The 23,761-nt window shown below is 42.1% G+C and carries 17 protein-coding genes; 5 read left to right on the plus strand and 12 right to left on the minus strand.

Translation table 11 applies throughout. The annotated features are described in order from the left end of the window. Positions 1–3 precede the first annotated feature (3 nt). The gene (locus J1G40_RS11500) at positions 4–342 is read left to right on the plus strand and encodes an L-rhamnose mutarotase (RefSeq protein ID WP_265242786.1); all 339 of its coding nucleotides are present in this window, start codon (positions 4–6) and stop codon (positions 340–342) included. Positions 343–431: 89 nt separating this feature from the next. Beyond that, positions 432–776, plus strand: coding sequence for a GIY-YIG nuclease family protein (locus J1G40_RS11505; protein ID WP_265242787.1), 345 nt, complete (start codon positions 432–434; stop codon positions 774–776). Positions 777–824: 48 nt separating this feature from the next. On the opposite strand, the gene J1G40_RS11510 is transcribed toward J1G40_RS11505, so the two are convergent. Genes J1G40_RS11510 through J1G40_RS11535 form a run of 6 tightly spaced genes read right to left on the minus strand, consistent with a single transcriptional unit; the run spans position 825 to position 9,439 of the window. Continuing rightward, the gene (locus J1G40_RS11510; protein ID WP_265242788.1) at positions 825–3,977 is read right to left on the minus strand and encodes a PVC-type heme-binding CxxCH protein; all 3,153 of its coding nucleotides are present in this window, start codon (positions 3,975–3,977) and stop codon (positions 825–827) included. 53 nt (positions 3,978–4,030) lie between these two features. Beyond that, entirely contained in the window at positions 4,031–4,999 is a 969-nt protein-coding gene (locus J1G40_RS11515; RefSeq protein ID WP_265242789.1) for a Gfo/Idh/MocA family protein, read from the minus strand. Next, positions 4,996–6,015 carry an NAD-dependent epimerase/dehydratase family protein gene (locus J1G40_RS11520; protein WP_265242790.1) on the minus strand — a complete coding sequence of 340 codons (1,020 nt, stop codon included), beginning with the start codon at positions 6,013–6,015 and terminating at the stop codon, positions 4,996–4,998. Before J1G40_RS11520 ends, J1G40_RS11515 begins: the two co-directional genes overlap by 4 nt. A gap of 16 nt (positions 6,016–6,031) precedes the next feature. Then, a complete protein-coding gene (locus J1G40_RS11525; protein ID WP_265242791.1) occupies positions 6,032–7,144 on the minus strand; it encodes a zinc-dependent alcohol dehydrogenase in 1,113 nt (370 codons plus the stop codon). 36 nt (positions 7,145–7,180) lie between these two features. Then, complete coding sequence (locus J1G40_RS11530) at positions 7,181–8,335, minus strand: Gfo/Idh/MocA family protein (RefSeq protein WP_265242792.1); 1,155 nt, start codon at positions 8,333–8,335, stop codon at positions 7,181–7,183. Between the two features lie 57 nt (positions 8,336–8,392). After that, on the minus strand, positions 8,393–9,439 hold the full coding sequence (locus J1G40_RS11535; protein ID WP_265242793.1) for a sugar phosphate isomerase/epimerase family protein: 1,047 nt from the start codon (positions 9,437–9,439) through the stop codon (positions 8,393–8,395). 264 nt (positions 9,440–9,703) lie between these two features. Between J1G40_RS11535 and J1G40_RS11540 the strand changes: the two genes are divergently transcribed. From J1G40_RS11540 to J1G40_RS11550, 3 genes are all read left to right on the plus strand, one after another. Then, on the plus strand, positions 9,704–10,948 hold the full coding sequence (locus J1G40_RS11540; protein ID WP_265242794.1) for an MFS transporter: 1,245 nt from the start codon (positions 9,704–9,706) through the stop codon (positions 10,946–10,948). A 13-nt stretch (positions 10,949–10,961) separates the two neighbouring features. Next, positions 10,962–11,804, plus strand: a complete 843-nt coding sequence (locus tag J1G40_RS11545) for a sugar phosphate isomerase/epimerase family protein (RefSeq protein WP_265242795.1) — start codon at positions 10,962–10,964, stop codon at positions 11,802–11,804. 371 nt (positions 11,805–12,175) lie between these two features. Next, entirely contained in the window at positions 12,176–13,288 is a 1,113-nt protein-coding gene (locus tag J1G40_RS11550) for a hypothetical protein (protein ID WP_265242796.1), read from the plus strand. A 111-nt stretch (positions 13,289–13,399) separates the two neighbouring features. On the opposite strand, the gene J1G40_RS11555 is transcribed toward J1G40_RS11550, so the two are convergent. Genes J1G40_RS11555 through J1G40_RS11580 form a run of 6 tightly spaced genes read right to left on the minus strand, consistent with a single transcriptional unit; the run spans position 13,400 to position 23,759 of the window. Continuing rightward, positions 13,400–14,776, minus strand: a complete 1,377-nt coding sequence (locus J1G40_RS11555; protein ID WP_265242797.1) for a hypothetical protein — start codon at positions 14,774–14,776, stop codon at positions 13,400–13,402. 11 nt (positions 14,777–14,787) lie between these two features. Continuing rightward, on the minus strand, positions 14,788–16,221 hold the full coding sequence (locus J1G40_RS11560; protein WP_265242798.1) for a hypothetical protein: 1,434 nt from the start codon (positions 16,219–16,221) through the stop codon (positions 14,788–14,790). A gap of 10 nt (positions 16,222–16,231) precedes the next feature. Beyond that, positions 16,232–18,247, minus strand: coding sequence for a hypothetical protein (locus J1G40_RS11565; protein ID WP_265242799.1), 2,016 nt, complete (start codon positions 18,245–18,247; stop codon positions 16,232–16,234). Positions 18,248–18,255: 8 nt separating this feature from the next. Continuing rightward, a complete protein-coding gene (locus J1G40_RS11570) occupies positions 18,256–20,175 on the minus strand; it encodes a hypothetical protein (RefSeq protein ID WP_265242800.1) in 1,920 nt (639 codons plus the stop codon). A gap of 39 nt (positions 20,176–20,214) precedes the next feature. Beyond that, entirely contained in the window at positions 20,215–21,963 is a 1,749-nt protein-coding gene (locus tag J1G40_RS11575) for a hypothetical protein (protein WP_265242801.1), read from the minus strand. 17 nt (positions 21,964–21,980) lie between these two features. Beyond that, positions 21,981–23,759: a hypothetical protein gene (locus J1G40_RS11580; protein ID WP_265242802.1), complete on the minus strand. Its 1,779-nt coding sequence runs from the start codon at positions 23,757–23,759 to the stop codon at positions 21,981–21,983. Positions 23,760–23,761 lie beyond the last annotated feature (2 nt).

The following is a 23,761-nucleotide window of genomic DNA, read 5'->3' on the forward strand; positions in this document are numbered from 1 at the left end:
ATAATGAGAAAACACTGCTTAGCACTCGATTTAAAAGATGATCCTGTATTGATCAGGAAATACGAAGAATATCATGAAAATGTCTGGCCAGAAGTTTTAGATAGTCTTAGTGCCTCCGGTATAGAGCATATGGAGATTTATCGTATTGGTAACCGGCTATTTATGATCATTGAAGTGGCCGATTCCTTTTCCTTTGACAAGAAGGCAAAAATGGATGAAGATAATCAGCGGGTCCAGGATTGGGAAGTGCTTATGTGGAAGTATCAGCAGGCCCTGCCAATGGCAAAACCTGGAGAAAAATGGCTTCCAATGGATCTGATCTTCGAATATGATTCAAATTAGAAAGGTCTGCTAATAAAATGACTAATTCATAGTAACTTCATTCTCCAGGGTTACTTCTGACCAGTACTTTATGCTGCATTAAATTTTCAGTGTCTGTAGCTATCTTTTCACAAACAACCAAGTGGATTGATATGGTTATAGACAGGAGTAAAAATTACACTTACATTATGGCCAACTATAGTAATACTATGTTATATGTAGGGGTAACTACCAATCTGGTCAATAGAGTCTGGCAGCATAAAAATAGAGCGTTTCGATGTTGTACCCGTCGTTATAATTGCGGTAAATTGGTTTATTTTGAGGCCTACGGTCGTTTTCTGGAAGCCATATTCAGGGAACAACAACTCAAGGCTGGCAATAAAAACAGAAAGCATATTCTGATATCAGATTTTAATCCCGGATGGGAAGATCTTTCTCAGGATTGGCTGTTTTAGCCTTCTTTAACGGTCTTTGAGGCAGAGGTATACCTAAAGTGCTTATGCTTATTTCATAGGATGTTCCTTAAGTAATTCATCAGGACTGTAAAAACCTTGTTTGTCCTTAGTTTTTTCACGTATTTCTTTAACTTTCTCTGGGGAGATTGCGCTTGCTTTATTGCCAAAGGCGTTCCTCACGAAGGTGAGTACAGCTGCAATTTCTTCATCATTTAAGATGCCTCCAAAAGGCGTCATAGGAACCTGTCCGGGATATGTTTTTCCTTTTAACTCCAAAGGCCCCATAAGTCCGTTGAGCGTTAATTTAATAAGGCGCTCTTCGTTACCCGTAACCCATTCTACTCCTGCCAGTGGTGGAAATTGTGATGCGCTCAGGCCTTTACCATCCGGTTGATGGCAGGTAACGCAGTAACCTTCCCTATTATAGATTTCTTCACCTTTTACGAATAGTTCTTCTTCACTGCCTTCAAGATCAGTTTTTGTCCTCATTGATTCCGGATCCTGGCCTACGTTGTGGTCATTTATGTGGGCCAGTGCAGCTTCATAAGGTTTTATCATCCAGGAGTCTAACGGAAGTTTTCCAGCGGCTTCAATTATAGGCGCCCCCTCTTCTTTGTCTAGCCAGGACGCGGCTACAAATGCTTCTAATCGTACCCTGGGATTAGTATCCATCGCGGCCCGCATCAGTAATTCTGCCTGTTCCGGAATTTGATGGCCCGCATATCGCAATACTTTTACTGCGGCTGCTCTTGCCCTGAAATCTTTGGCCTCCAGGCATTGCTTCAATAAGTTAGGATCTACCTTATTTAACCCCCAGCTTACCCAGAGCCCTTCCAATACATGATGCTCATAATCAGGATCACCTTTATCGAGTGCAGCAACCCAGCTATTTAATTTGGTAAGGACGGTTTCAGCATCCCTGCCACGCAATTCTCGCCGTGTTCTGTATCGGCTGCGAAATTCCGGTAGTTTTAAATTTTCCAGTAATTCGTCCAGGTTGGCATCCACAATTTTTGCCGGGGTAACTAATGGACGGGAAGGGTAGGTCATTCTATACACTCTTCCATGAGCATGGTCTCTTAGCGGGTCACGGGCATTGTGCTGCATATGTCCAATAAGTACATTGTGCCAGTCTATGAAATACAAAGAGCCATCGGGAGCAAATTCCATGTCTACAGGACGGAAGTTTGGATCTGTTGAAGTTATAAGGTCCGCAACATGTTTGCTAAGGTAGCCCGAAGTTTCCGGGTCATCTACCATGGTATGTTGTTTAGTACCTAAAAACCCAATAGTGTTATTAATGAGTAAATTTCCCTGTACCTCATCCGGAAAATGCCGGCTATGGATAAATTCGAGTCCCGAGGTGGGCCTTACCCTATGGGCTTCTTCTATTAAATTTTTAGGTAAGGGACTGGCCTGGCCATACCGCGGTTTTATACTGCCAGGCATCATCCAGGTCATATCCGGGCCTGAGGTATGTGCAAAGTAATTCTGCCCCCATCGGTCAAAAGCAATACCCCAGGGATTTGGTATGGGGAGTTGGGCGGTACGTTCCAAATGATGTCTTTGAGGACTATATCTGTAAAACCCCCCATTTGTTGCCCTTACCGGCCCATATGCAGTTTCCACATTGGTATGTAGAAATACCCCCTCGGCCATATAAATTGCTCCAGAGGGGTCTGCTGCAAAGGCGCTGATAGCGTGGTGGGTGTCGTGGTCGTCGAAACCACTTAGTATTATTTCGGTTTCATCGGCCTTATCATCGCCATTATTGTCTTTAAGCAACACCAGATTGGTTCCCTGCGATACATACACGCCTTCTGGCGCAAATTCAAAACCAATAGTAAGGTGGAGGCCATCTGCAAAGGTGGTTTGTTTATCTGCCTTGCCATCACCATTAGTGTCCTCCAAAATGATCAATTTATCGTCGGGCTTACTATCTCCGGGTTTGTAGTGTGGATAACTGGGCATTACCCCCACCCATAGTCTGCCCTTGTTATCAAAAGACAGTTGAACGGGATTTGCCAGATCTGAAAATTCCTTTTCAGAAGCAAATAGTTCCAGCTTATAACCATCTGGCACTTTTAACTTATCTAGGGCATCATTTCCATATAAATATTGCGGGTTGCCAGAACCGTTGACGTCCTTATAGTTGGTCTCAACAGCAGGTAGTTCTTTTGTTTTTGAATCCATGGCAGCCAAATCTGAGGGAAGTCCCTGTACGGTGTTCCAGATAACTGTATCCCTGTTGGCAGTCATTTCTTTAATTTTTATTTTTTCATAAGGATAGTTTGCCGGCCCAAAAGGATCGTAGCGCCTTCCCCAGGCATGCACCCCATTAGGTATTTTTATATCGTTGTGCCAAAACCAGTTTTTTTCCAATACGGCAGCATTAACAGCTGCTCTTTCAGCTTTAGATACCGTTTCTTGCTCTCCAAAAATATTATCGGCCAAAAGCATGGCGAATTTTTGATAACCGAAATCGTTTAATGAAAATCCGTCTGCCGTAATATCTTCTTGCTCACCAGCGATCCACCTTTTGCTTTCTTCGAAACTGTTTACAAATAAAACACTATCAGCAGCTGCCACCTCTTTCATGGCTGCAGTGTAAAGTGCAAGGTTTTTATTCTCTTCCTTCCCATTGGGCAAATCCATTTTATCGGAAAGATCCTCAAAAGCTATTGGTGATACCAATGCCAGCTGGGGCCTGCTTGTACCGTTGTATCGCTGTTTTAAGGTGTGTTGAACAAAGGCGTGAAGTTCTTCCTTGAAATTGGCTAGCCCGTCCGGGCCAGCGAAGGACTCGTTGTATCCGAAGAATGCAATTATTATATCTGCTTTCAGGTTGGTAAGCCATTCATCTTCACTCGGGAAGGTTCCGATACTTCCGGATTCATTAGCCAATTCTGTCTGGAATTTTTCTGCTCCTGGAAAAGCCCAGGGCGAATTCCTGGAGGAATGTGGCCTGAAACCAGGGGTGTTTCCACCATCGGACATATTTCTAATTAAAAGCAGACTGTCTGGATAGCGCAAATGCATTTCCGTTTCGAAGTGGCCAAAATTCATCATTCTTGATCCCAGATTATTTCCTATAAGAACAATATTGGATGATTTGTTTAAGGCGAGAGTGCCTTCTTCTTTTTTGCTACAACTAAGCATGCCAGCCGTTAGTATAAGGATAAGAAGTAATTTTTTGAACATCCGGGATTTTATTATGACCATAGTCGGTTTTGTTTATATTATAATTAGGCTTGTCAGAAGGTTACATGAACGCCTTCCTCAATAGATTTTTCGCAGGCTTCAATAATCCGCTGACAGCTAATGGCGTCTTCAAGGCTAGAGAGCGGTGCTTCCCCATTTTTAATTACTTTATTGATAAAATGTGTAGCGGTATTTTTAATAGACTCCGGATAGGCATAATAGGTCTGGGAATGTGCCCCAATTCTGTCATTTATTACCCAATCTCTATAGCTATATCTGCTGCTTCCTTTTGTTCCAATTACTTTTATCATGCACGTCCACGGATCTCCCGCATGATCATCATTAGCAAAACTGGCGCAAAGATGACTCAGACTACCATTTTCCATCTGAATATTGGCCATTGCTACATTCTCTTGTGGTGCTATTTCAGCTCCAATAGTGTTTTTAAAGCATGATATAGTTTTGGGTTGCCCAGCCAGGTATAGCATGGTATAACTATGATGTGTCAAAATCTGTCGGATAACACCTGGATATCGGGCCCTGATCTCATGGGCATGATGAATGTTATACATCATATAAAACTGGGTGATTTCGCCCAGCTTACCGCTTTCTATCATTGATTTTGCCCTGAAAATACCTGGTTCATAAATGTAGTTGTGTACTGGCATGCATTTAACCCCCGCCAGATGAACGGCTTCCTGCATCTGCGACAATTCTGTAATGTTAGATGCTGCCGGTTTTTCTACTAAAACGTGTTTCCCGGCACGGGCAGCTTGGATAGTATACTCGCAATGTGTTTCCATATTGGTCAACACAAATACGGCATGAATATTTTTATCGTTTAATAATTCATCTACAGAATCAAAGACCTTACATCCAAATTGAGCAGCTTTTATATTTGCCTTTTCTTTTGTTCTGTTCCAAAGTCCAATTAACTCTGCACCATCCAGGTTATTTATCGCCTCTGCATGCAGATTGGCAATATCACCGGCTCCTATAAATCCTATGCCTATGTTATTCATGAGCTTGCTTCTGAATATTTTAATATGCCTTTTTCTGCCATTTCATTAAACTCTAATAACGATTTTCTAACACCTTCTTCTATTGAGGTTAAAGGTAAATTTTTGAAGGTTTCCGCTATTTTCTCATGGCTTAAATCTGAAACAAATAAATTTGGAGGGGCATCATCTTTAATTGAAAATTTTATATAATCTCCCATACCAAGTTCTTCGGCCTGTTTTGCCACAATCTGCAAAAATTCATCAATCGCTATGGTCTTTCCTTTAATATTAAAGGCCCCGAACCCTTCAAATGATGCTAAAGTACATGCTGCAAATTGAGCTCCGACATCTTCTACAAAATGATAATTTTCACGCCCCTGATAGGGCATTTCAAATGGAATGGTTTGACCTGCCTTTTTACCCATGGCAATGGACTTTAAAGCGTTTGTCGGGGCAGAGGTTTTTCCTTTATCACGCCCTTTACCATAAGTAGTATTGAGTCGCAGGCAAATTGTTGGGACAGCTGTGGTATCATAGAACAATCTGGCCAAATGCTCTCCCGCCAATTTCCAAATCCCGTAATGATTGGGAGGTGCGAGCGTCACATTTTCTGATATGGTATCTTGCGGATACATAGACCGCATCCCATATACGGCTGCCGAGCTGGCAAATACAAATCGTTTTAAATTAGGCAGTTTTTCAGCGGCATCAAAAAGGGCCATGGTGCCGCCGGTATTAATTTCCATTCCACTAATATGGTATTTGGAGCAATCCGGACTCTGGTACGCTCCCAAATGTATAATATGAGTTGGGTTTACTGCCTTAAGGGTTGTTTCTATTGCTTTGTAGTCCGCTACATCCAGGGTAACGAATTCCAGTCGTGGATCCAGCTCCTCTCCCAGCCATAATTTTAAAGGTGCCGTATTCCCGGACCTTGTAGCAATTACTATTTTTTTTACCTCCGGAGATTGTAATAGTTTATAAATGGTCACAGAGCCAATACAACCTGTTCCGCCCGTAATAAATATTGTGTGCATCAGAATAAAGAATTTATCAATTCATTTTTATTACAGCCTTTACATTTTTGGCTCTTATAGCATCTTCGAATGCCTGGGTGATATTTTCAAAATCGTAAAAATTTGTGTAGTGTTCTGAGGGGAATACCCCTGTGACCATTAATTTCTGAGCCACCATATAATCTTCCCTGCAAGACCCCATAGAACCTCTCATATTTAATGAAGTACGAGTAAGATGGGTTGCATTTATTTCAACAGCTGTGGGGTAAGTGGCTATTACGCAGATATCACCTTCCGGGCGAACTACCGAAATGGCCTCAGTGAGCACTTGCGGTACCCCGGAACATTCTATGAGTAAATCTACTTTCCCATTATTACCAAAGGCAATTCCCTTGGCATCCTTAACCCCTTTGCTCAATTGCTGGGATAGCGTATTTTCCGGGCCAACTTCCAATGCAATAAACCCTCTCTCTTTGGCCTTCTTTAATCTTACGCCTCTATCCTGAGCAATCCCGGTAATGGCCACTCTTGCGCCAGCAGCTCTCGCCAATTCGGCAGACATTAGGCCAATAATGCCACATCCGGTTACTACTACATCCTGGCCTGGTTTAATTGCGCATTTGTTGTGCAGGGCATTTACAATAATAGATAATGGTTCTACTAAAGCACCCTGCTGAGGAGTTAAGCCCTCCATTAGCTGTACTACTCTATCTGTTTCTAAAACCACCCTCTGACCAAAACCACCATTTCTATGGAAGCCAATTATTTGCTTTGAAGGGCATAAATTCCATTTGGCAACACTACATGCCGGACACTCCTCATCCTGGCAGCCTAACATGGCCAGGGGGGTAAAGACATCACCAACTTTGATGTCACCATGATCTCCAGGACCCAATTCCAAAACTTCGGCACTGAACTCGTGTCCAATGATCCGCGGTCGTTCTACCCAATCAAAATTTGGTTTGCCTAGTGTTGCACTATTGTCAGAACCACATATTCCTGTATATAGCGTTTTGGCTAAAAGTTCACCTTCTTTCAATTCAGGAACTTCCATCTCCACTATATTGGTGTTGAGACTCAGATCTGTTGCCGTCGCTGGTTTAATTTTTTCACTACCGTGGAGACAAAAGCCTTTAATGCTTGTACTCATATATAAATATCTTGCTTAATGATTATTGTAAGGAGTTCACCATTGCACGCCGGTATCTTGCCAGCTCATGGTACTTGCCGATTTCAGAACTGCTTCACAAACTTTTTGTGTTTCCTGGGCTTCTCTAAAGGTTGGCGAACAGGAAGTGCCTTCATCGAGCGACTTCAGGAAATCTGCCACCTGATGTACAAAACTGTGTTCGTAGCCTATAGACAGGCCGGGTACCCACCATTTATCCATATAAGGCTGATCCCCATCTGTCACATGAATGGAACGCCAGCCCCTCTCTACAGAAGGGTTTCTATGATCAAAATATTCCAATCTTGTAAGATCGTGCAAATTCCATTTAATAGAGGCATGCTCCCCGTTGATCTCAAAAGTGTATAGTGCTTTATGTCCCCTGGCATATCTGGTGGATTCAAACAACCCTAATGATCCGTTGTCAAAATGACAATGAAAGATACAGGCATCATCTATACCTACTTTTTGTTTTTCTCCAGAAGCGGTGTGAATCCGTTCTTTTATAAAGGTCTCTGTTACTGCAGATACATCTTTAATTCCTCCATTTAACCACATTGCAGTGTCTATGCAATGTGCCAACAGATCTCCTGTAACCCCAGATCCTGCTGCCTTGTCGTCTAATCTCCAAAGACCTTCTCCTCCCTGGGGGAGTTCCGGACTTATGGTCCAGTCCTGCAAGAAATTTGCGCGATAGTGAAAAACTTTACCCAGTTTCCCTTCATCTATAAATTGTTTAGCCAGTGTCACCGCAGGAATTCTACGATAATTGTAATACACCGTATTGGGGACCCCTGCTTTTTCAATGGCCTCCACCATGGGTTGCGCTTCTTCAACGGTGCGTGCAAGGGGCTTTTCACAGAGCACCATCTTCCCTGCTTCTGCTGCCGCAATTGCAATTTCAGCATGCATATTATTAGGGGTACAAATGTCTATGGCATCTATATCGTCTCTGGCCACTAAGGCCTTCCAGTCTGTTTCGTAAGATTCATAGCCCCATTGCTCTGCAAACTCTTTTACCCGCTCTTCGTTCCTGGCACAAACAGCTTTGAGTACGATTTTGTGTTTTAATTCAGGGAAAAAATCTCCTACTCTTTTAAATGCGTTAGAATGGGTTCTTCCCATAAACCCGTAGCCCACAAGGCCTACTCTTAGTTCCTTTTTATCTGACATCTATCTCAAAAAATTAATGTTTATTTTCACTGTTCACTGTTCACTGTTCACTGTCTATTACGACTCATGCCAGCCGTGCAGTTCTCTTACCTTGATCATTGCACCCAGCACATCGTTCCATGTTTGTTGTTGTAGCATCACTTCATTGGGGAACATGCATCCGTCCCAGCATATATGTTTAAACCTCTTGGTCAGTACTCCTTTTTCGTCCCTTAACCAATGTCCGGCATCAACCGGGATATCTAGCTTTCCATTGGGATCCGTTGCCTGGCAATGCCTGCCCGTCTTATCGTGCGAGCCTGCACCGAAAACTGTACCATCGTTCTGCGCCACGTGAAAATCTATTGTCCAGGGCCTTAATGCGGCCGTAAGTGTTTTAAGTCCTTCGGTTAAAGTGGCCCTGTCCGACCAGTCAAAATCCATTGGTAATATCCTTTCATCCGGTTTATTATATCCCAGGAGATATAACAGGGTATGGGCCATATCTGCCTGGAAACCAATATTTGGCCTATCAACTGCTTCGAGGGTATTTACCATAGATTTCCATCCGTGCATTCCGCCCCAGCAAATCTCTCCCTCGGCCGCCAGAGATTCCCCGTAATCTGCGGCAATATCGCAGGCTTCTCTAAAGGTTTGTGCAATTAATTTAGTATTGGCAACCGGGTCTACCGCCCAGCTTTCCGGATCAACAGAGGAGTCTATTCTTATAATGCCATTAGGACGTATTCCAAGGTCTCGGAGTTTACTTCCTATCTCACAAGACTTGCGAACCTGGGTAAGAAACTGTTTCCTTTCTTCGGATGTACCCATTGCCGAGCCTCCACCGGTAGGTGTCCAGACCGGGGCAACCAGACTGCCTATTTCCAGGTTACGAGAACTTGCTTTTTCTACCATTTGTTTAATCTCGTCGCCAGAGGCATCAATGTTCATATGAGGATCAAAGAGGAAGAGATCAAAACCATCGAATTTTACCCCATCAACTTCTGCATTGGCAGTAAGCTCTATCATGGTGTCAATATCTATAGGAGGTTCAGAATCTGGCCCCTTGCCAACTACACCTGGCCAGGAAGCATTATGCAGTTTGGGAAAATTGTTTGTTTGCATGCTTATATATTTGATTGTAAAAATTGTTGTTTCTAAAGAATATTTGAGCCGCTCCGCTATTTAGCCCTAAAATAGCTAAAAATAAGGGATGAGTAAAATTTAAAAGAACCGAGAAATAGCCAGAAATTTAACAAAAAAAGAAGAAGATCGCTATAAATTAATTATGATTTTAACGAAAAAGAAGTTAAACTTATACGTTCAAATTTTATTTATATCACATTAAATGTATTTTTATAACAACCAACAATAATCAAACTAAAACTTATGGAAAATACAACAACGATCTCTTCATCGAATGCGAAGAGACTTTTTTACGGGAGCTGTTTCGCATTAATAACTACAGCCCTTTCTTTTAGTATAAGGGCAGGCATATTACCCCAGCTGGGGGAAGAGTTGAGTTTGTCGGCAGAGCAATTGGGCTTTATAAATTCTATGTGGTTTTTGGGTTTCCCCATATCCATGGTAATCGGGGGGCTTATCTATCATAAAGTTGGCGGGAAGGCCATTATGCAATTTGCTTTTTTCGCCCATGCAATTGGAATATTAATGACCATATATTCCGGAAGCTATATCGGGTTACTTATCTCAACCCTACTTATTGGATTGGGTAACGGTTGTACGGAGGCTGCCTGTAATCCTATGATTGCAGATGCTTACAGTGGAAACAGGATGAGCAAGATGATGAATAGATTTCATATGTGGTTCCCTGGAGGAATTGTAATTGGTAGTCTGGTTTCAAAGTTTATGACAGACGCAGGTTTAGGCTGGGAAACCCAGATTTGGGTGATAATGATCCCAACGCTTATTTATGCATATCTGTTCTTTGGCCAGAGCTGGCCCAAAGCTAAGGTAGACGAAGCTGCCACCTTATCAGGCAACTTCAAGGCAATGGCCTCACCACTATTTATATTTATGCTGGCGTGTATGGCGCTCACTGCAATATCGGAGTTTGGACCTCAGCAATGGGTAGGACTCATCCTGTCTAAAAGTGGAGCGCAACCCATGTTGATCCTCGCCCTTGTTACAGGGTTGATGGCTGTAGCCAGATATTTTGGGGGAGATATGGTGAAGAAATTCGATCAGACCGGGGTGCTTCTGGGGTCTGCGGTCCTTGCTACCATCGGGGTCTATCTTTTTAGCACACAAACGGGTACAATGGCCTATGTGGCGGCAATATTCTTCGCTTTAGGGATAGCGTATTTCTGGCCAAATATGATAGGATTTGTTGCTGACAAGATACCAAAAAGCGGCGCTTTAGGAATGTCTATAATTGGAGCAATGGGAATGTTTTCGACTTCTATCTTTCAACCCATCATTGGCGGTTGGATAGATTCAGATAAAGCCGCTGCTGAAGCCGCCGGGCTTACCGGAGACGAGTTAGAGCTGGTAGCCGGGCAAAATACATTGGAAACCATGACATCCTTTCCGGCCATTCTCATCGTTTTGTTCACGATTTTATGGTTCTGGATGAGGAAGCGAAAAGCCGCTGCGGCAACGGCAGAAGCTTAATACAACAGAAAATATGAAAATAGGAATGAATATGTTGCTCTGGACCAACCATGTCACAGAGCAACATTTTAATATTATAGATCAGCTTAAAACCACTGGTTATGACGGAGTAGAATTGTTTCTGGGGGAAGGTGATGAACAACTTTACAGTATGTTGGGCAATCACTTAGCCCAGATGAATCTTGGTGTTAGTTGTGTAGCATCATTGGGGCCTGAAGAAAACATTGCCAGTGAAAATCAGAAATTCAGAGCCGCGGGGCTAGATAAGCTCAAATGGTCTATTGATATGGGAGCCGCCCTTAATGCGGATGTTATTGCCGGACCATTTCATTCCAGTTTTGCATTTTTTACCAGACAACCCCCTACCACAGATGAACGGAACCGCAGCATAGAAATGTTGCGAAAAGCTGCTGAATATGCCGGGCAGGCGAATATAATGCTGGCACCGGAGGCCCTGAACAGATTTGAGTGTTATTTGTATAATACGATGGCCGACTTGCGAACTTTGGCTGAGGCGGTGGATCACCCCAACCTGGGAGCGATGTACGATACGCACCATAGTAATATTGAAGAAAAGAGTCAGGCCTCTGCGATCAGAACCATAAGCCCTGTACTAAAACATGTTCACATCAGTGAGAACGACAGAGGCACCCCCGGAAGCGGCCAGGTGAATTGGGAGGAGGTCTTCAGTACATTAAAAGAAATTAAATACGACGGTTGGCTGACTATTGAAGCGTTTAGTACCATAATCCCTGAATTTGCCAATGCTATAAATGTCTGGCGCGATTATTCCCCTGCGGAAGAAATCTATACCAAAGGGATAGCGTTCATTAAGGAAGGAATGGGGATTGGTTAATAAACATTGATCAATAAACAGTAAACAGTAAATACGAGATCTTTTTTGATTATCCTGTGGATGATTGAAAAAGGCTGCGAGATGATGCGGCTGGATAAAATAAGCAGTAAGCAGTAAGCAGTAAATAGTAAACAGTAAGCAGTATATAGTAAGCAGTAGGCAGTGAGCAGTATATAGTAAACAGTAAACAGTAAGCAGTCGACAGTAAACAGTAAACAGTGAGCAGTATATAGTAAGCAGTAGGCAGGAGGCAATGAGCAGTAAGGAGTAAGCAAGCCAGAATAAACGTCGAATGGACTACGTCATTGCGAGCTGTGATAGCAGCGAAGCAATCTCGTAATCTGCGTTAAAACTTAATTAAAGATTATCCCATGAAAAATCTTATTTACATTGTAGTATGCATTCTCCTTATCAGTTGCAAGCAAGACAAAAAACAGGAGCAGCAAGACGCAGCTTCAACACCAGAAGTGGCCCAATGGCTTACTTATGAAGGTTCCGAAGAAAACGGGCAGCATATTGTATTAATATCAGGTGACGAAGAATACCGCTCAGAAGAGGCACTTCCGCAATTGGCAAAAATACTATCTCAGCATCACGGTTTTAAGTGTACGGTTTTATTTGCGCAGCATCCGGACAAACCGGGTATTGTAAATGCTAATTACGTGGAGAATATAGCTGGTTTAGAGGTATTGGAGCAGGCCGATATGATGTTTATTTTTACCCGGTTCCGGGCTTTGCCAGACGATCAGATGGCGCATATAGATAATTATTTGATGAGTGGGAAACCGGTAGTGGGAATCAGAACCTCCACACACGCTTTTAATTTTTCGGAAACTTCTACTTCAAAATACACTCATTACAGCAATGGATATGCAGGTGAGAAAACCGAATGGACCGACGGATTTGGCCGTTTAGTGCTGGGGGAGAAATGGATTTCCCATCACGGACATCACAAGCACCAAAGTACCAGGGGGGTTATTGCTCCTGGAAATGAGCAGCACGAAATAACCAACGGGCTTGCTGCGGGGGACATTTGGGGATCCACAGATGTTTACGGGGTGCGTTTACCCTTGCCGGGAGATAGCGAGCCAATTATATTAGGACAGGTAGTTAACAGGGCAGGGGAGTATGATGAAGAAGACATATGGTATGGCATGCAACCCACAGATAGTGAGGTAGCGATGGTGAACAACCAGGGCGTAGATGTAAGCGCCCCTCTGATGCCAATTGCCTGGACTAAAAGTTATCAGTTACCTGGCGGAAGCCCGGGGCGTGCGTTTGCAAGTACAATAGGGTCTTCTAGTGATCTGCTGACAGAAGGGGTGCGCAGATTACTAATTAATGGTGCATACTGGGCCATGGAGTTACCAGTGCCCCCTAAGGCCAATGTGGATCTGGTAGGAGATTACAATCCTACCCAATACGAATTCAGGGATGATGCCTATTGGGAGGAGCGGCAAATGAAGATTGCTGATTTGGAGTGATATGTGCTTTGCTGAGAAGATCAGACTTTTTTACTGCAATTGTTCTTATGGCAAAAAGGGCCTAATGAATAATATCAAAGACCCCTTTACCAAAATCATAGATTATCATGATCAATCTGACTGATTATAACATGAGTAGACATGATCTGTATCAAATTGTCTTTCTCTAATCCAATCTCTGAGTCTGTAGAAGTTAGGACCATAAATATTTGACCCACTTGCCAATGCCCTATGGAAAGCTGATATAGAGCGATGAATGTTAAAATCTATTTCTTTCAAGGCCTCTCTGTAAAGCTCATCGTTTTCCCGATATCTTTGCTGCCCTTGAAGCAAGACTACAATTTGTCTTAGAGGGTAAAATTCATACTCGGGAGGAGGTATACCACGGGCTAATCTCCTGCCTTTTTCAATTTCACTCATATCTATAAACAATGCAACACCCAATTTGTCGGCTGTCATCTGATTCCAGGCTCTTTCCGGACCAAGGCGTTCAAATAAATCGAGCATGCAATTAATCCTGATTCGTGGATTTTCCTGGGATATTCCTGCAGCTACTCTTCGAGCATGTTCAATAGTTGTTCTAATTTGTTCCGGCCTGTTTATTTCTCCTTCAACAATATCATCCCTAAAAGTATGTACTTCTCTTGTTCTGAATCTAATTAGAGCTACCCACCTCCTTTCATCGCGCATCATATAGCCTGTAAGGCAAATGTTTTGTCCTTCTCTTACCCCTGCGTCCATATAACCTCTATGGATACTTCGTAGATCCTGTCTTCGGTCTATCACTCTTTCTGCATGCTCTGGATTTGAGCGATGAACCATACCATGCCTTATTTCTTCAGAATTCATAACAACAGACCTGCGAAAAACTTCATAATTTCGAACATAAGGGATGCAAACATCTAAACTATCTATTGAAGTTGGCCGCTCTAACTGATCCCACCAACCTGTGATGCTACTAGATCCACTTAACAAACGAAGAAACCCCCTTTTAGCCGTCTCTATACCTTCTTCATTCATTTGGGAAGCACCCAAATGCACTACTCTAGAATAACCTGTGCCCTCATCCTGAGTGGCACATGCGAAAAAATGTCTGTTTCGAACACAGTTGGTCCATGTATCACCAATGTCTTCGCGCAGATCATTGGTGTCGTCATATAGTATCACTGCAATATGTTGTTGGGTATGGGATAAAATACGTGCAACATTTGCCCTAAATTGATCATTCTCTCCGCCACCAAAATAGATAGCCTGCAATAATTGTTTCCCAATCTCCATATTGGGATTGCCGCCAAAAAGAGGCCCCTCGTTGTTTATGGCTACGGGGTGAGCTCTGGTATCAGTATTTGGCTGGCCAACATAATATGCTCTGAGCCTATTACTTATTACCTGGACAGATCTACCATCCTGAGAATAAAGATTTCCACAAACACTGCTAATAAAGAAGCAAAGCAAAATGATTTTGAACTGATTGATTATATTTTTCATGATATTTCCTTTTAAAGGTTATTTGGTAAAAAAGAAGAAACAATGATTGCCTCGGCCAATGAAAGTCTGGTTCTCTGCCTACTAAGACTTGTGGGCATAATGCGGTCATTGGTGACTATGGCATTTAAGTTTATTTCATTGTTCCGAGCAATGGTTGTAAAATCTGTGCCTGCTCGCATTTCGGCTCTGATGAAACGTCTTACAGCATGGAGAATATCAACAGATCTACTTCCAAAAGCTGCCTGGATCCAGGCCCTGTTAGCAGAACTGCTCAGGTTTTCTACCAAGGCATTACGCTGTTCCTCAGTGAAACCATGCCTATCAGCAAATGCCCTGTTAAACCTGTTAATAAAAGATTGCCTGCGCCCGGCTACCTCAACTATAAAGGAAGTCAACATATGCTTTTCCTTTACGTAGGCTGGGTGGCATTCTCTTCTAAAATGCCCCGGGATTCCGGAATTGCCTTCCACGGGAAGTATTTCACTTCTTATTGATGACGGGAAGTCGCTTCTTCGGTCGTACAACCAATCCAGACCAGACTCACCTCTGGTGTGTGCATCTCTTCCCGCAGTCACTACCCTTCTTTCACCTCTTGCCAAGGGGAGCCTTACTCCAGATTCCCTACTGGCTATGGCCAATACAAGCGGCAGGTCTATTTCATCTCTTGAGCGCTGTGTGTCACCGGTTTCATTTTCAAACAGATCCAAGGTTGTTCTAATATGCTCCTGAATGGCAGGGTCTTGCAAAGCTTGTTGCAATTCTCGCATTCTGCTTAGACTAATGTTGAAGGGCACGGTTCTACCTCTTCTTTCCACTCTAAATCCTCTTTCAGGTACGTTTGCTATTTGCCTTGCCCTGCTTACCGTTTCATCCGAAATGGCGGCAAAAGGGCGTGATCTTTGAGCTCCCTCTTCGGCATCATTTAAGAGTTGAAGGAAATGGCTCTTAGCTTCCAAAAGCCCCTCTTGAGACAACTGCTCTGAACCATAGTGAATAATTCCTGCGTATTCATCATCAGCCTCTACAGTTACACAAGAGGTAAATTGTCCGTTTTCAATGCAATTGGTCCAATTTGCAGCAGCAGCAGCTTCATCAACTGGTCCTCTTTCAAAATAAAGAAACAAAGCCATTGGATGTGGATACCTGCCTAAGGCCTGTACCACGCTTTCCTGAAAACTGGCGTCTTCTACCGGTGTATATATTTCATGTATTAACTCTTGAGCTACTGCCATTTGAGGATTTCCGCCAAACAGTCTTTGCCCGGAGCTGATTTCATCATGGCTTAATAATCTGTATTGATCTGTCGAAGGATCTTCTACATAGTATACCATTAAATGATCTCTGAGAAAGGTATCCTGGTTAGAATCCTGACCTGATACCAAAATGCTCAAAAAGCATGTTGCCAGTAAGATTATTTGATTTCTATATCTGCTATACGTTTTCATTTTGAATAATTTAGAATTGACCAACATTGCTGAGGTATATGGTTTCGTCCGAAGCCGACTTTTTCTCTTCCAAAAGTGGTTCTTTACCTTTCATAAACCACTTAACTTCATATTTGTAATCCAACTCGTCTCCGAGCTGCACTATGGAAACTCTCTTGGAAATGTCCTCTTTAGAGAAGTCTATTCTTACTCTCTCAATCTTTTCCTTTTCACCTTGATTGTAGTATATTTTTACTTCTGCAAAACGCACATCATTCTCGTCTACTACACTATCATCCGTTTCAATATATATGTCCTTCTTCTGAAATGGCGGTGAAAGTGAAATTGATCCGGCTTCTCTTTTGGTCCAGGGAGTGCTTACCTCATGGCCTCCAAAGAAACTCCAGGTAGCTTTGAAATCATATTCCAGCCATTTGCTCCTATTTTTGTCTCCTTTCCAACCATAGGGATCAAATTTGAAGTTGTTTCCATTGTCAAAATTCTTGCGATCAATTCGGATTTCGCGCTGGGTAATATCCCCGTTTTCATGTTTTTTCTTTAGCAATACACTAACGAAATTGATGTATTCACCAAAATCTGTGGTATTAGAGCCATCAATAAAGGCAAGGATCTCGCGCTGCTTGTAGAGTGGATCATCCAGATTTATCATTCTGAAGCAATCATTACATTTAATACTGCCAATACCTTCATCAAAATTGATTACCTGATTTCTTAAAAGTGATTTTTCAAGACTCAAATTAAAAGTTCCCGACTTTTTGATTTTTTTGAAGCTATAGGAGGCTGCGATTGCAATTGTCGGTGCCTGAGGTTCAGCTTCATTTCCACTTTCTGTGACTTCATATGGAGGTACGGTAGAAGGTTCATCTTGTGGGTTGGCCCTCCTGACTGCCTCTCCGGCTCTGGGTTCTATATCATTATTTTCAGCATCGGATTCCTCTTCCTCACTATCAGAGGATGCTTCGGATTCAGAATTAGTATTTTCTGATGTATTGCTTTCCGTATTTGCAGTTCTACTTCTTTCCCTTTCGGCATCCCTTCTTCTTCTCGCTTCTTCCGCATCACTTCTACTTCGCTCTCTCTGGTAATCCTGACGTTGAGTGTTAAGTAGCGATGTGGCCCGGTCTAACATGCTTGGCCTGCTGTTATGCCCTGTAGATAAAGAGGATAAAGAAGGGGTGCTCGAATTTTCCTGAGATTCGAACATTTCCGTACGAATTATCTCCATTACAGTTGTTCTGATTTCATCAAAATCTTCATCTTCGCCAATCTCAGTAATTTTGATGGTGTTGTTGTTGATCATTTCACTTACTGCAACATCAACTTCTGCCGCAAGCACAGGAGTTGCCACACCTGCCTGAAAATTCTGATGCTCATAAATTTTCTCCCATTGAAAATTTATTTTTGCTGAGATTGGAGAATTATACCCTTCAATTTCCATATTGAATTTAAAAACAACATTAGGGGTATTGGTTTTAAAAGATTCCCATAAAATTTTTGAACCCTTTTTAGTTAGCTGTATAGAAACTGAAGCTTTTTGGCCATCCAGAACAGGTGCCGGCCCCAAACCCAATACCTGCTGAGAGAATTCTTCATTCTCGGCATTAAAAGCGGATACCAATGCAACTGTACCTCCCCGGTACATTACTGGGCCTTTGATTTTCCCCCTTGGATTTACACGTCTTAATTCCTGTTCGGCATTCTGACGTTGTTCTTCGGTTACCCTTAATTCTACCAGGGCAGTAACAATCCCACCACCTGCACCTTCGGTATCTTTATAGGAGTCTTCGTTATCATCCGTACTTTCATTTTCTACCCATCTTAGAAAGGAGAATTCTGGTTTTCCATTTTCGTCTTTCGCCAAACGAACTTGATCCGAGAGGTAATAATATTCATTCTCGTCGTAGATACTTGGAAAGACGGTTAAATCTCCGGCTTTTACCAGTTTATCTAGTACAATGGCCTGGCTGTGTACCTTCAGAAAAGCACAAAGGCATAGTAATACGCTAATTGCTATAATATTTTTCATCGCTTTAATTATTTAGATTTAAAAACTTCTTCAAACTTGTCCAATACTTTTTCCCCGGCTTTTTTAACCAGGTCCTCACCGGTTTCTTTGGCCATTTTAAATACCTCAGATTCGGTATCCAGAATGTCCTCAGGAATGTTGGCGTAGATATAATTATCGTTAATCATGGGCTCCCATGGGAGTACCAGCTTTTTCTCGGTCTTATGATTGAGGATCAAACGGTATACATAACCGTTGGTATCCCTATCCAGAAAGATCTTTTGAGCAATTATGGGTTCTCCTTTTTGGGTAGAGAGTTGAATGTTCGACTCCTTTTCTTCACCAAATTGCTTATACCTTATTTGAGCCGTAACCCTGGTGATATCACTTCCCTGAAGTTCATCAATATCGGCTTCCAGTTCAATTGTCCTGGTAGTTACCGGAGGTTCTAAGGTTACCCCTTCCCAGGCACCTTTTTCCCATTTCGGATTTTTGGGATAAATATTACCTCCTCTCAGGCTCCACTGTGTTTGATATTCATAGGCAGTAGGATCCGTATCCTCACCTCGGGCGTAGGTTTTTACCCCTGTAATTCCGTTCTTCTCAACAAAGGCTTTATCTATGGTTAAATGGTCTTCGTAATCATTACCAGAACTTCTTTTTTTCCGCACATTTACAGTCACATAATTTACAGCCTCGTCAAACATGTCTTTCGCTTCAAGATCTAGTACAAAACGGATATCTCTATGCTGAAAGAACGGGTCGTTTAGGTTTACGCTATAGACACATTTTGGATTGTCTTTTACTTGATTATACCAGCTTGCAAGATTACCAACTATCTGGTAGGGTTGCTTAACGGCAAGCCTCACTTCTTTAAGATCAATGACCTGAGTCTTCCTATTAAATGATTTTTTAAGCAAAGAAGTTCTGAACTTATATCCGGCACCGCCCCTAATATTTGGGACACTTAGTGTATCTGCCAAAGTGGGGGTTCCCTGTTCTTCATTATTGGCAGTGGACTTTTCGGTAAATGCATTTAGAAAGTACTGGAAGAACGCTTCCCGAATCACATCTACTCTTTCGTCATTTAAAGTTTCTTCCCATTCAAATCTGATTACTTCGCTCTCTCTGAGATAATCATAATGACTTCTTATTTCGTTGTAAGAACGATAGGTCTCGTTACACAGAAATCCGCATCCCCGGTCTTTTTTTCTATATCCGGCTGAAATATTGTCGTATTCGCGTTCAAATTTTGACCAATCGAAGACGATTTTACCTTTCACCGCGGGAGTCTGAAGGGTAAAATAATAATCCAGAACTACCGAAAGATCTGTTATAGACTGTGCCCTTTCGAAGGTTGATGCCAATAACTGGGCCCCGTATTTATCAAGCTGAGCCGCCGCCGCCACTTTTCCGCTCTCAATTAGTGGAGCTTTTCCAGAGGTAACTACTTTGGAGGTTCGCTCGTCATTTGATAAGGTTGCCGATAATATTTTAAAAGATTCTACTTTCTCATCTATTTGCATCGGTACACTTCCCATTAGTTTGGCGCCTTTAATTTTTGAACCCAGTTTTGCAGATAATTCATTTCTTTGTTCGGGTGTGAGTCCCCACTCCATAAGAAAATGAATAAGGCCTCCACCAATACCACCTTGATCTGCACGCTCCTCGGTGGTGAATTTCATAAACAGAAATTCAGGAGTTCCGTCTGGTCTAGAACCGATTTTTAAACCGGTTGGCAGCATGTAATATTTATTGGTTTTTTGCCCAATTACCCGTGAACTCTGTCCATACAGGATTACTGATGTTCCGTCATCCAGTTTGATGTCTACTCGATTCTCTGAATCCAGTGCCTGGGACCTTATTGATGTAGTGGCGCATAGCATCAATGCTAATACCAAAGTGCTCATCCACATTTTTCTTATTAAATTTTTTCTATGATTTTTCATGATTCTGATATTTGAGATTACTTATTTCTAATTCTATTTTTAATTTTCAGGGAGTTCATCAACAAAAATGATCCCTGAACTGTCTGTATTATTATTGGTTAATCTGTTGCCATTATTGCCGATCCAGGTCATGGTATATTTATATTCCCTGTTGCTGAGGGGCAGGGTGACTTCAAAAGCATTTTGATCCAGGTCGTCACCAGGTTTAAGCAGCTTTTGAGGATTCATTTTTTTTCCGAAAAAAGGATATTCCAACTGTACAACAACTGCCCTGTAGCCTTGCTCCAGTAATTGATCCATATCACCCGATAATTGAATACTGGTCCTTTCGAACGGGCTATAGAGATTAATCATAGAAGCTGATGCCATTTGCCAGTCTGTTTCGTAACTGGCACCTCCCTGAAATTGCCATATGGTTTTGTAGTCGTAATCGAGCCATTTAAGGCGGTCTTCATCTCCTTTAGACCCATAAGTGAGAGAAAACGGTTCTGCATTGTTTTGGTCAAATTGTAATTTATTCACTACCAGTGATCTAATGGTTTCTTCTTCATTCTGATGTTTTTTACGCACCAATACAGTTACGTTATTTACCATTTTGTCAAATTCCTGATACAAGGTGCCATCTATACCAATGCGAACTTCCCGGAGTTGAAAGGCGTCGTCATCTATGATGATGATGTTAAAAATACTTTTGTCATTCCCGTATTTTTTGTAGAGATTGCCGATGTTGAAGGCGATAAAGTGATGCCTTTCTACCGTGGATCTGGAATTGAAGTTCACCGTACTTTTGCCCGACTTCTTAATTTCTTTGTACTTATATGAAGCCTGAAAACCAAAACCTGAAGTAGCAAAGCCCGGTTCTTTTTTTTCACCAGAGCTACTCATTATTTGGCTCAACATTTCGGTTAAGGGATTATCATTTTCTTCATTATTTTCAGCCACCGGATCAAATAGCATTCCCAGCAGTTTGTCTAAAACGGTATTCATCATTTGGTCCATCTGCTCATCTTCCCCGTTGGTGGTGAGTTTAATGCTCTGATTTTTCATCAGGTCGTCCAATTCCAGTCCGGCCTGGGCACCGATAAACATATACCCTCCGGCTACCTGAGCTTCATGCCTTTTTTGAACTTCCGACCAATCTATTTCCAGTGTGGCGTCATAAGCATTACTAAGGCCTTCAAAGGTCAGATCAAATACTAATGATATATCGGGTGTCGCCATTTTAAAACTCTCGAATAGTAGTTTAGAATCTTTGGCGTTCAACTCAAAAGAGAGCGCAATTTTATTGCCTTCCAATACGGGTGCTCTGCCCTTTATCATTAATTTTCTTCGCTGCCCTCCTTCTTCAGGATCAATTATGGAAGAGACTAGTGCATAAGTTCCTTCCTTAAAGATTACAGGACCTTTTAGCCTGGCCTTATTATTTCCGGTAACATATGCCAACTCATCACGGGTATTTTCCAATTGGGCCTCTGAAGTTTCATACAGTACCAAAAAGTGCAAAACACCACCACCTTTGGCTTGTAGAATACTGTTTCCATTTTCACTTTTCTCCGCCTCCATGTCTACATATCGCATATAGGAGAATTGAGGTTTGTTTCCTGCCATTCCCAGATTGCTCTCTGCTGGCAGATAGTAGTAAGCGTTAGGATCGTCCTTGGCTGGGAAGCACCATAAACCCTTTACTCTGACACCCTGATCCATAAGAATTTGGGCAAAGCCAATGGATGGCAGCATAAGCAATAGGAGTACCCAAAGCCAGTTGTGTTTATTTAATTCGTTTTCCATGATCTAATTTTTAACTATTATTTGTTTGCGGTTTCCATATCCGGAGGAGTGAGCAATATGTAGCCTCGTTCCAGGTCCTGGTGCTTGCTTTTTATTTTATCTCCGTTTTTAGCATACCATACAGTTCTATAGGCCACATCACCGTCAAAATCATGAAATATTGCGGCCTTATTATTATTCTCCTCACCTTTAGCTCTTAGGGTTACAGATTTCACCATTCTGGTTTCCCCTAAAAAGTCGGCGGCAAAATCCACGGCTACCGTAGCGATGTTATTTTCTGTTAGTAACTGTTTATCCAGGTCGATATCTACTTCTATTTTTTTGAATGGTGGAGAGATAACAATAGCCTTTTCATTGGCTTCTATCCACTGGTCACTCTGACCCACAAATTTGGATTCTCCACGGATACTCCATGAGACCTGATACTCATAATTGAACCAATCTTCAGACGAAATGCCAAGTCTTGGAAAGGAAATGGATTTGTAAATTTTACCAGACTCTATGTCCTTAGCATTGAAGTAGAGTTGTTGGGTAAAGTCATCACGTTCTTCGCCGTATTTTTTTCGGAAGTTGATGGTTACGAAATTTACCAGGTCTTCAAAAGATTCTGCGAAGTCGCCATCAAGTTGAAAAATCACCTCTCCTTTCTCAAAATCTGTACTTATGAGATCTACAATGCGGAAGTATCTGGGATCCTCTTTAAAGTATTCGTGTAATCCGCCCAGGTTACCTGCAGTATAAAATGGCACTTTTATAGAGGTAGATTCGCTTAGGTCTAATCTAAACCTATGCGCCTTTATATCTTTTCGTTTTTTTACAATATGCTGGATATCCGGAATGAACATACTGGCGGGGCCAAAAGCAAACCCACTGAGGATTCCTTTACCGGCTTTATCTTTAGTTTCTACCGGGGTTTCTTTCTCTGGTTGTTTAGACCAACCGGTTTCCGTGTCGAACATAATGTTGACAATTTTATCGGTCACGATTTGGAGTATATTCTTTAAATCGCTTTTTACGCCTAGTCCTTTAGTCCGATCCAGAGCAGTTATTTTTATTGTTCCATTGGTGTACAGACTATCAATGGCATTACTTACTTCGTCATGCGTAAACAAAGTTTCTGTTTTAGAGACTTCACTAAAATGATCATAGACCATGTCCATTTCGGCTTCCACCACTACGTTATAAGCTTCAACAACGGCCTCATAGTAGCCATTAACCGCAACTGAAACATCAGAAGTAGGGCCTTTAAAGGTTTCCCAGAGTAGGGTGGCCCCGTCCTGGTTAAGTTTGGCTGCCAGAACAGCTTTGGACCCAGGAGTAAATGGGGCCCTGCCGCTGGTAATTATATTTTGGGTGAAAGCATTCTTAGATAAGGTGTCTGTAAGTATAGAGGAAATAATACTAAAACCTCCAAGAGCTGCTTCCCCTTCTTTCATACTTTCCAATAGCGGAATGGGACCTTTTATTACGGCATCTCTGACTTTTGCCTGTAACTTTTTTTCAAGTTTTTGAAGCTCTTTGTCTTCCATTCGGAATTCAAAAAGAGCATGGAAAAGCCCACCATTGTCTTTTTCTTCCTTTCCCACATATTTCATACATAGGAATTCGAAGTCTCCAGAATCATTGATAGCCAACCTGGGATAAGTGGGGATATAATAATACGTCAGGGAATCATTGTAATCCTGTAATAGTTGTACCTTATCTATGGTTAATCTGCCTTTGTCATAATGGACCTGGGCACTAACTATAGTGCAAAAGGCAAAACACAATACTAAACTTTGTATTAAATTTTTCATCG

It is taken from the genome of Muriicola sp. Z0-33, assembly GCF_026126425.1.
In the GTDB taxonomy this organism is placed as follows: domain Bacteria; phylum Bacteroidota; class Bacteroidia; order Flavobacteriales; family Flavobacteriaceae; genus JAFMPW01.

Excerpts from the sequence above, each read along its gene's own strand:
- J1G40_RS11580 (WP_265242802.1), bottom strand. The coding sequence starts at position 23,759 with ATGAAAAATTTAATACAAAGTTTAGTATTGTGTTTTGCCTTTTGCACT.
- J1G40_RS11525 (WP_265242791.1), bottom strand. The coding sequence starts at position 7,144 with ATGAGTACAAGCATTAAAGGCTTTTGTCTCCACGGTAGTGAAAAAATT.
- J1G40_RS11540 (WP_265242794.1), top strand. The coding sequence starts at position 9,704 with ATGGAAAATACAACAACGATCTCTTCATCGAATGCGAAGAGACTTTTT.
- J1G40_RS11530 (WP_265242792.1), bottom strand. The coding sequence starts at position 8,335 with ATGTCAGATAAAAAGGAACTAAGAGTAGGCCTTGTGGGCTACGGGTTT.
- J1G40_RS11545 (WP_265242795.1), top strand. The coding sequence starts at position 10,962 with ATGAAAATAGGAATGAATATGTTGCTCTGGACCAACCATGTCACAGAG.
- J1G40_RS11575 (WP_265242801.1), bottom strand. The coding sequence starts at position 21,963 with ATGGAAAACGAATTAAATAAACACAACTGGCTTTGGGTACTCCTATTG.
- J1G40_RS11570 (WP_265242800.1), bottom strand. The coding sequence starts at position 20,175 with ATGAAAAATCATAGAAAAAATTTAATAAGAAAAATGTGGATGAGCACT.
- J1G40_RS11535 (WP_265242793.1), bottom strand. The coding sequence starts at position 9,439 with ATGCAAACAAACAATTTTCCCAAACTGCATAATGCTTCCTGGCCAGGT.
- J1G40_RS11520 (WP_265242790.1), bottom strand. The coding sequence starts at position 6,015 with ATGCACACAATATTTATTACGGGCGGAACAGGTTGTATTGGCTCTGTG.
- J1G40_RS11510 (WP_265242788.1), bottom strand. The coding sequence starts at position 3,977 with ATGTTCAAAAAATTACTTCTTATCCTTATACTAACGGCTGGCATGCTT.
- J1G40_RS11550 (WP_265242796.1), top strand. The coding sequence starts at position 12,176 with ATGAAAAATCTTATTTACATTGTAGTATGCATTCTCCTTATCAGTTGC.
- J1G40_RS11565 (WP_265242799.1), bottom strand. The coding sequence starts at position 18,247 with ATGAAAAATATTATAGCAATTAGCGTATTACTATGCCTTTGTGCTTTT.
- J1G40_RS11515 (WP_265242789.1), bottom strand. The coding sequence starts at position 4,999 with ATGAATAACATAGGCATAGGATTTATAGGAGCCGGTGATATTGCCAAT.
- J1G40_RS11555 (WP_265242797.1), bottom strand. The coding sequence starts at position 14,776 with ATGAAAAATATAATCAATCAGTTCAAAATCATTTTGCTTTGCTTCTTT.
- J1G40_RS11560 (WP_265242798.1), bottom strand. The coding sequence starts at position 16,221 with ATGAAAACGTATAGCAGATATAGAAATCAAATAATCTTACTGGCAACA.
- J1G40_RS11500 (WP_265242786.1), top strand. The coding sequence starts at position 4 with ATGAGAAAACACTGCTTAGCACTCGATTTAAAAGATGATCCTGTATTG.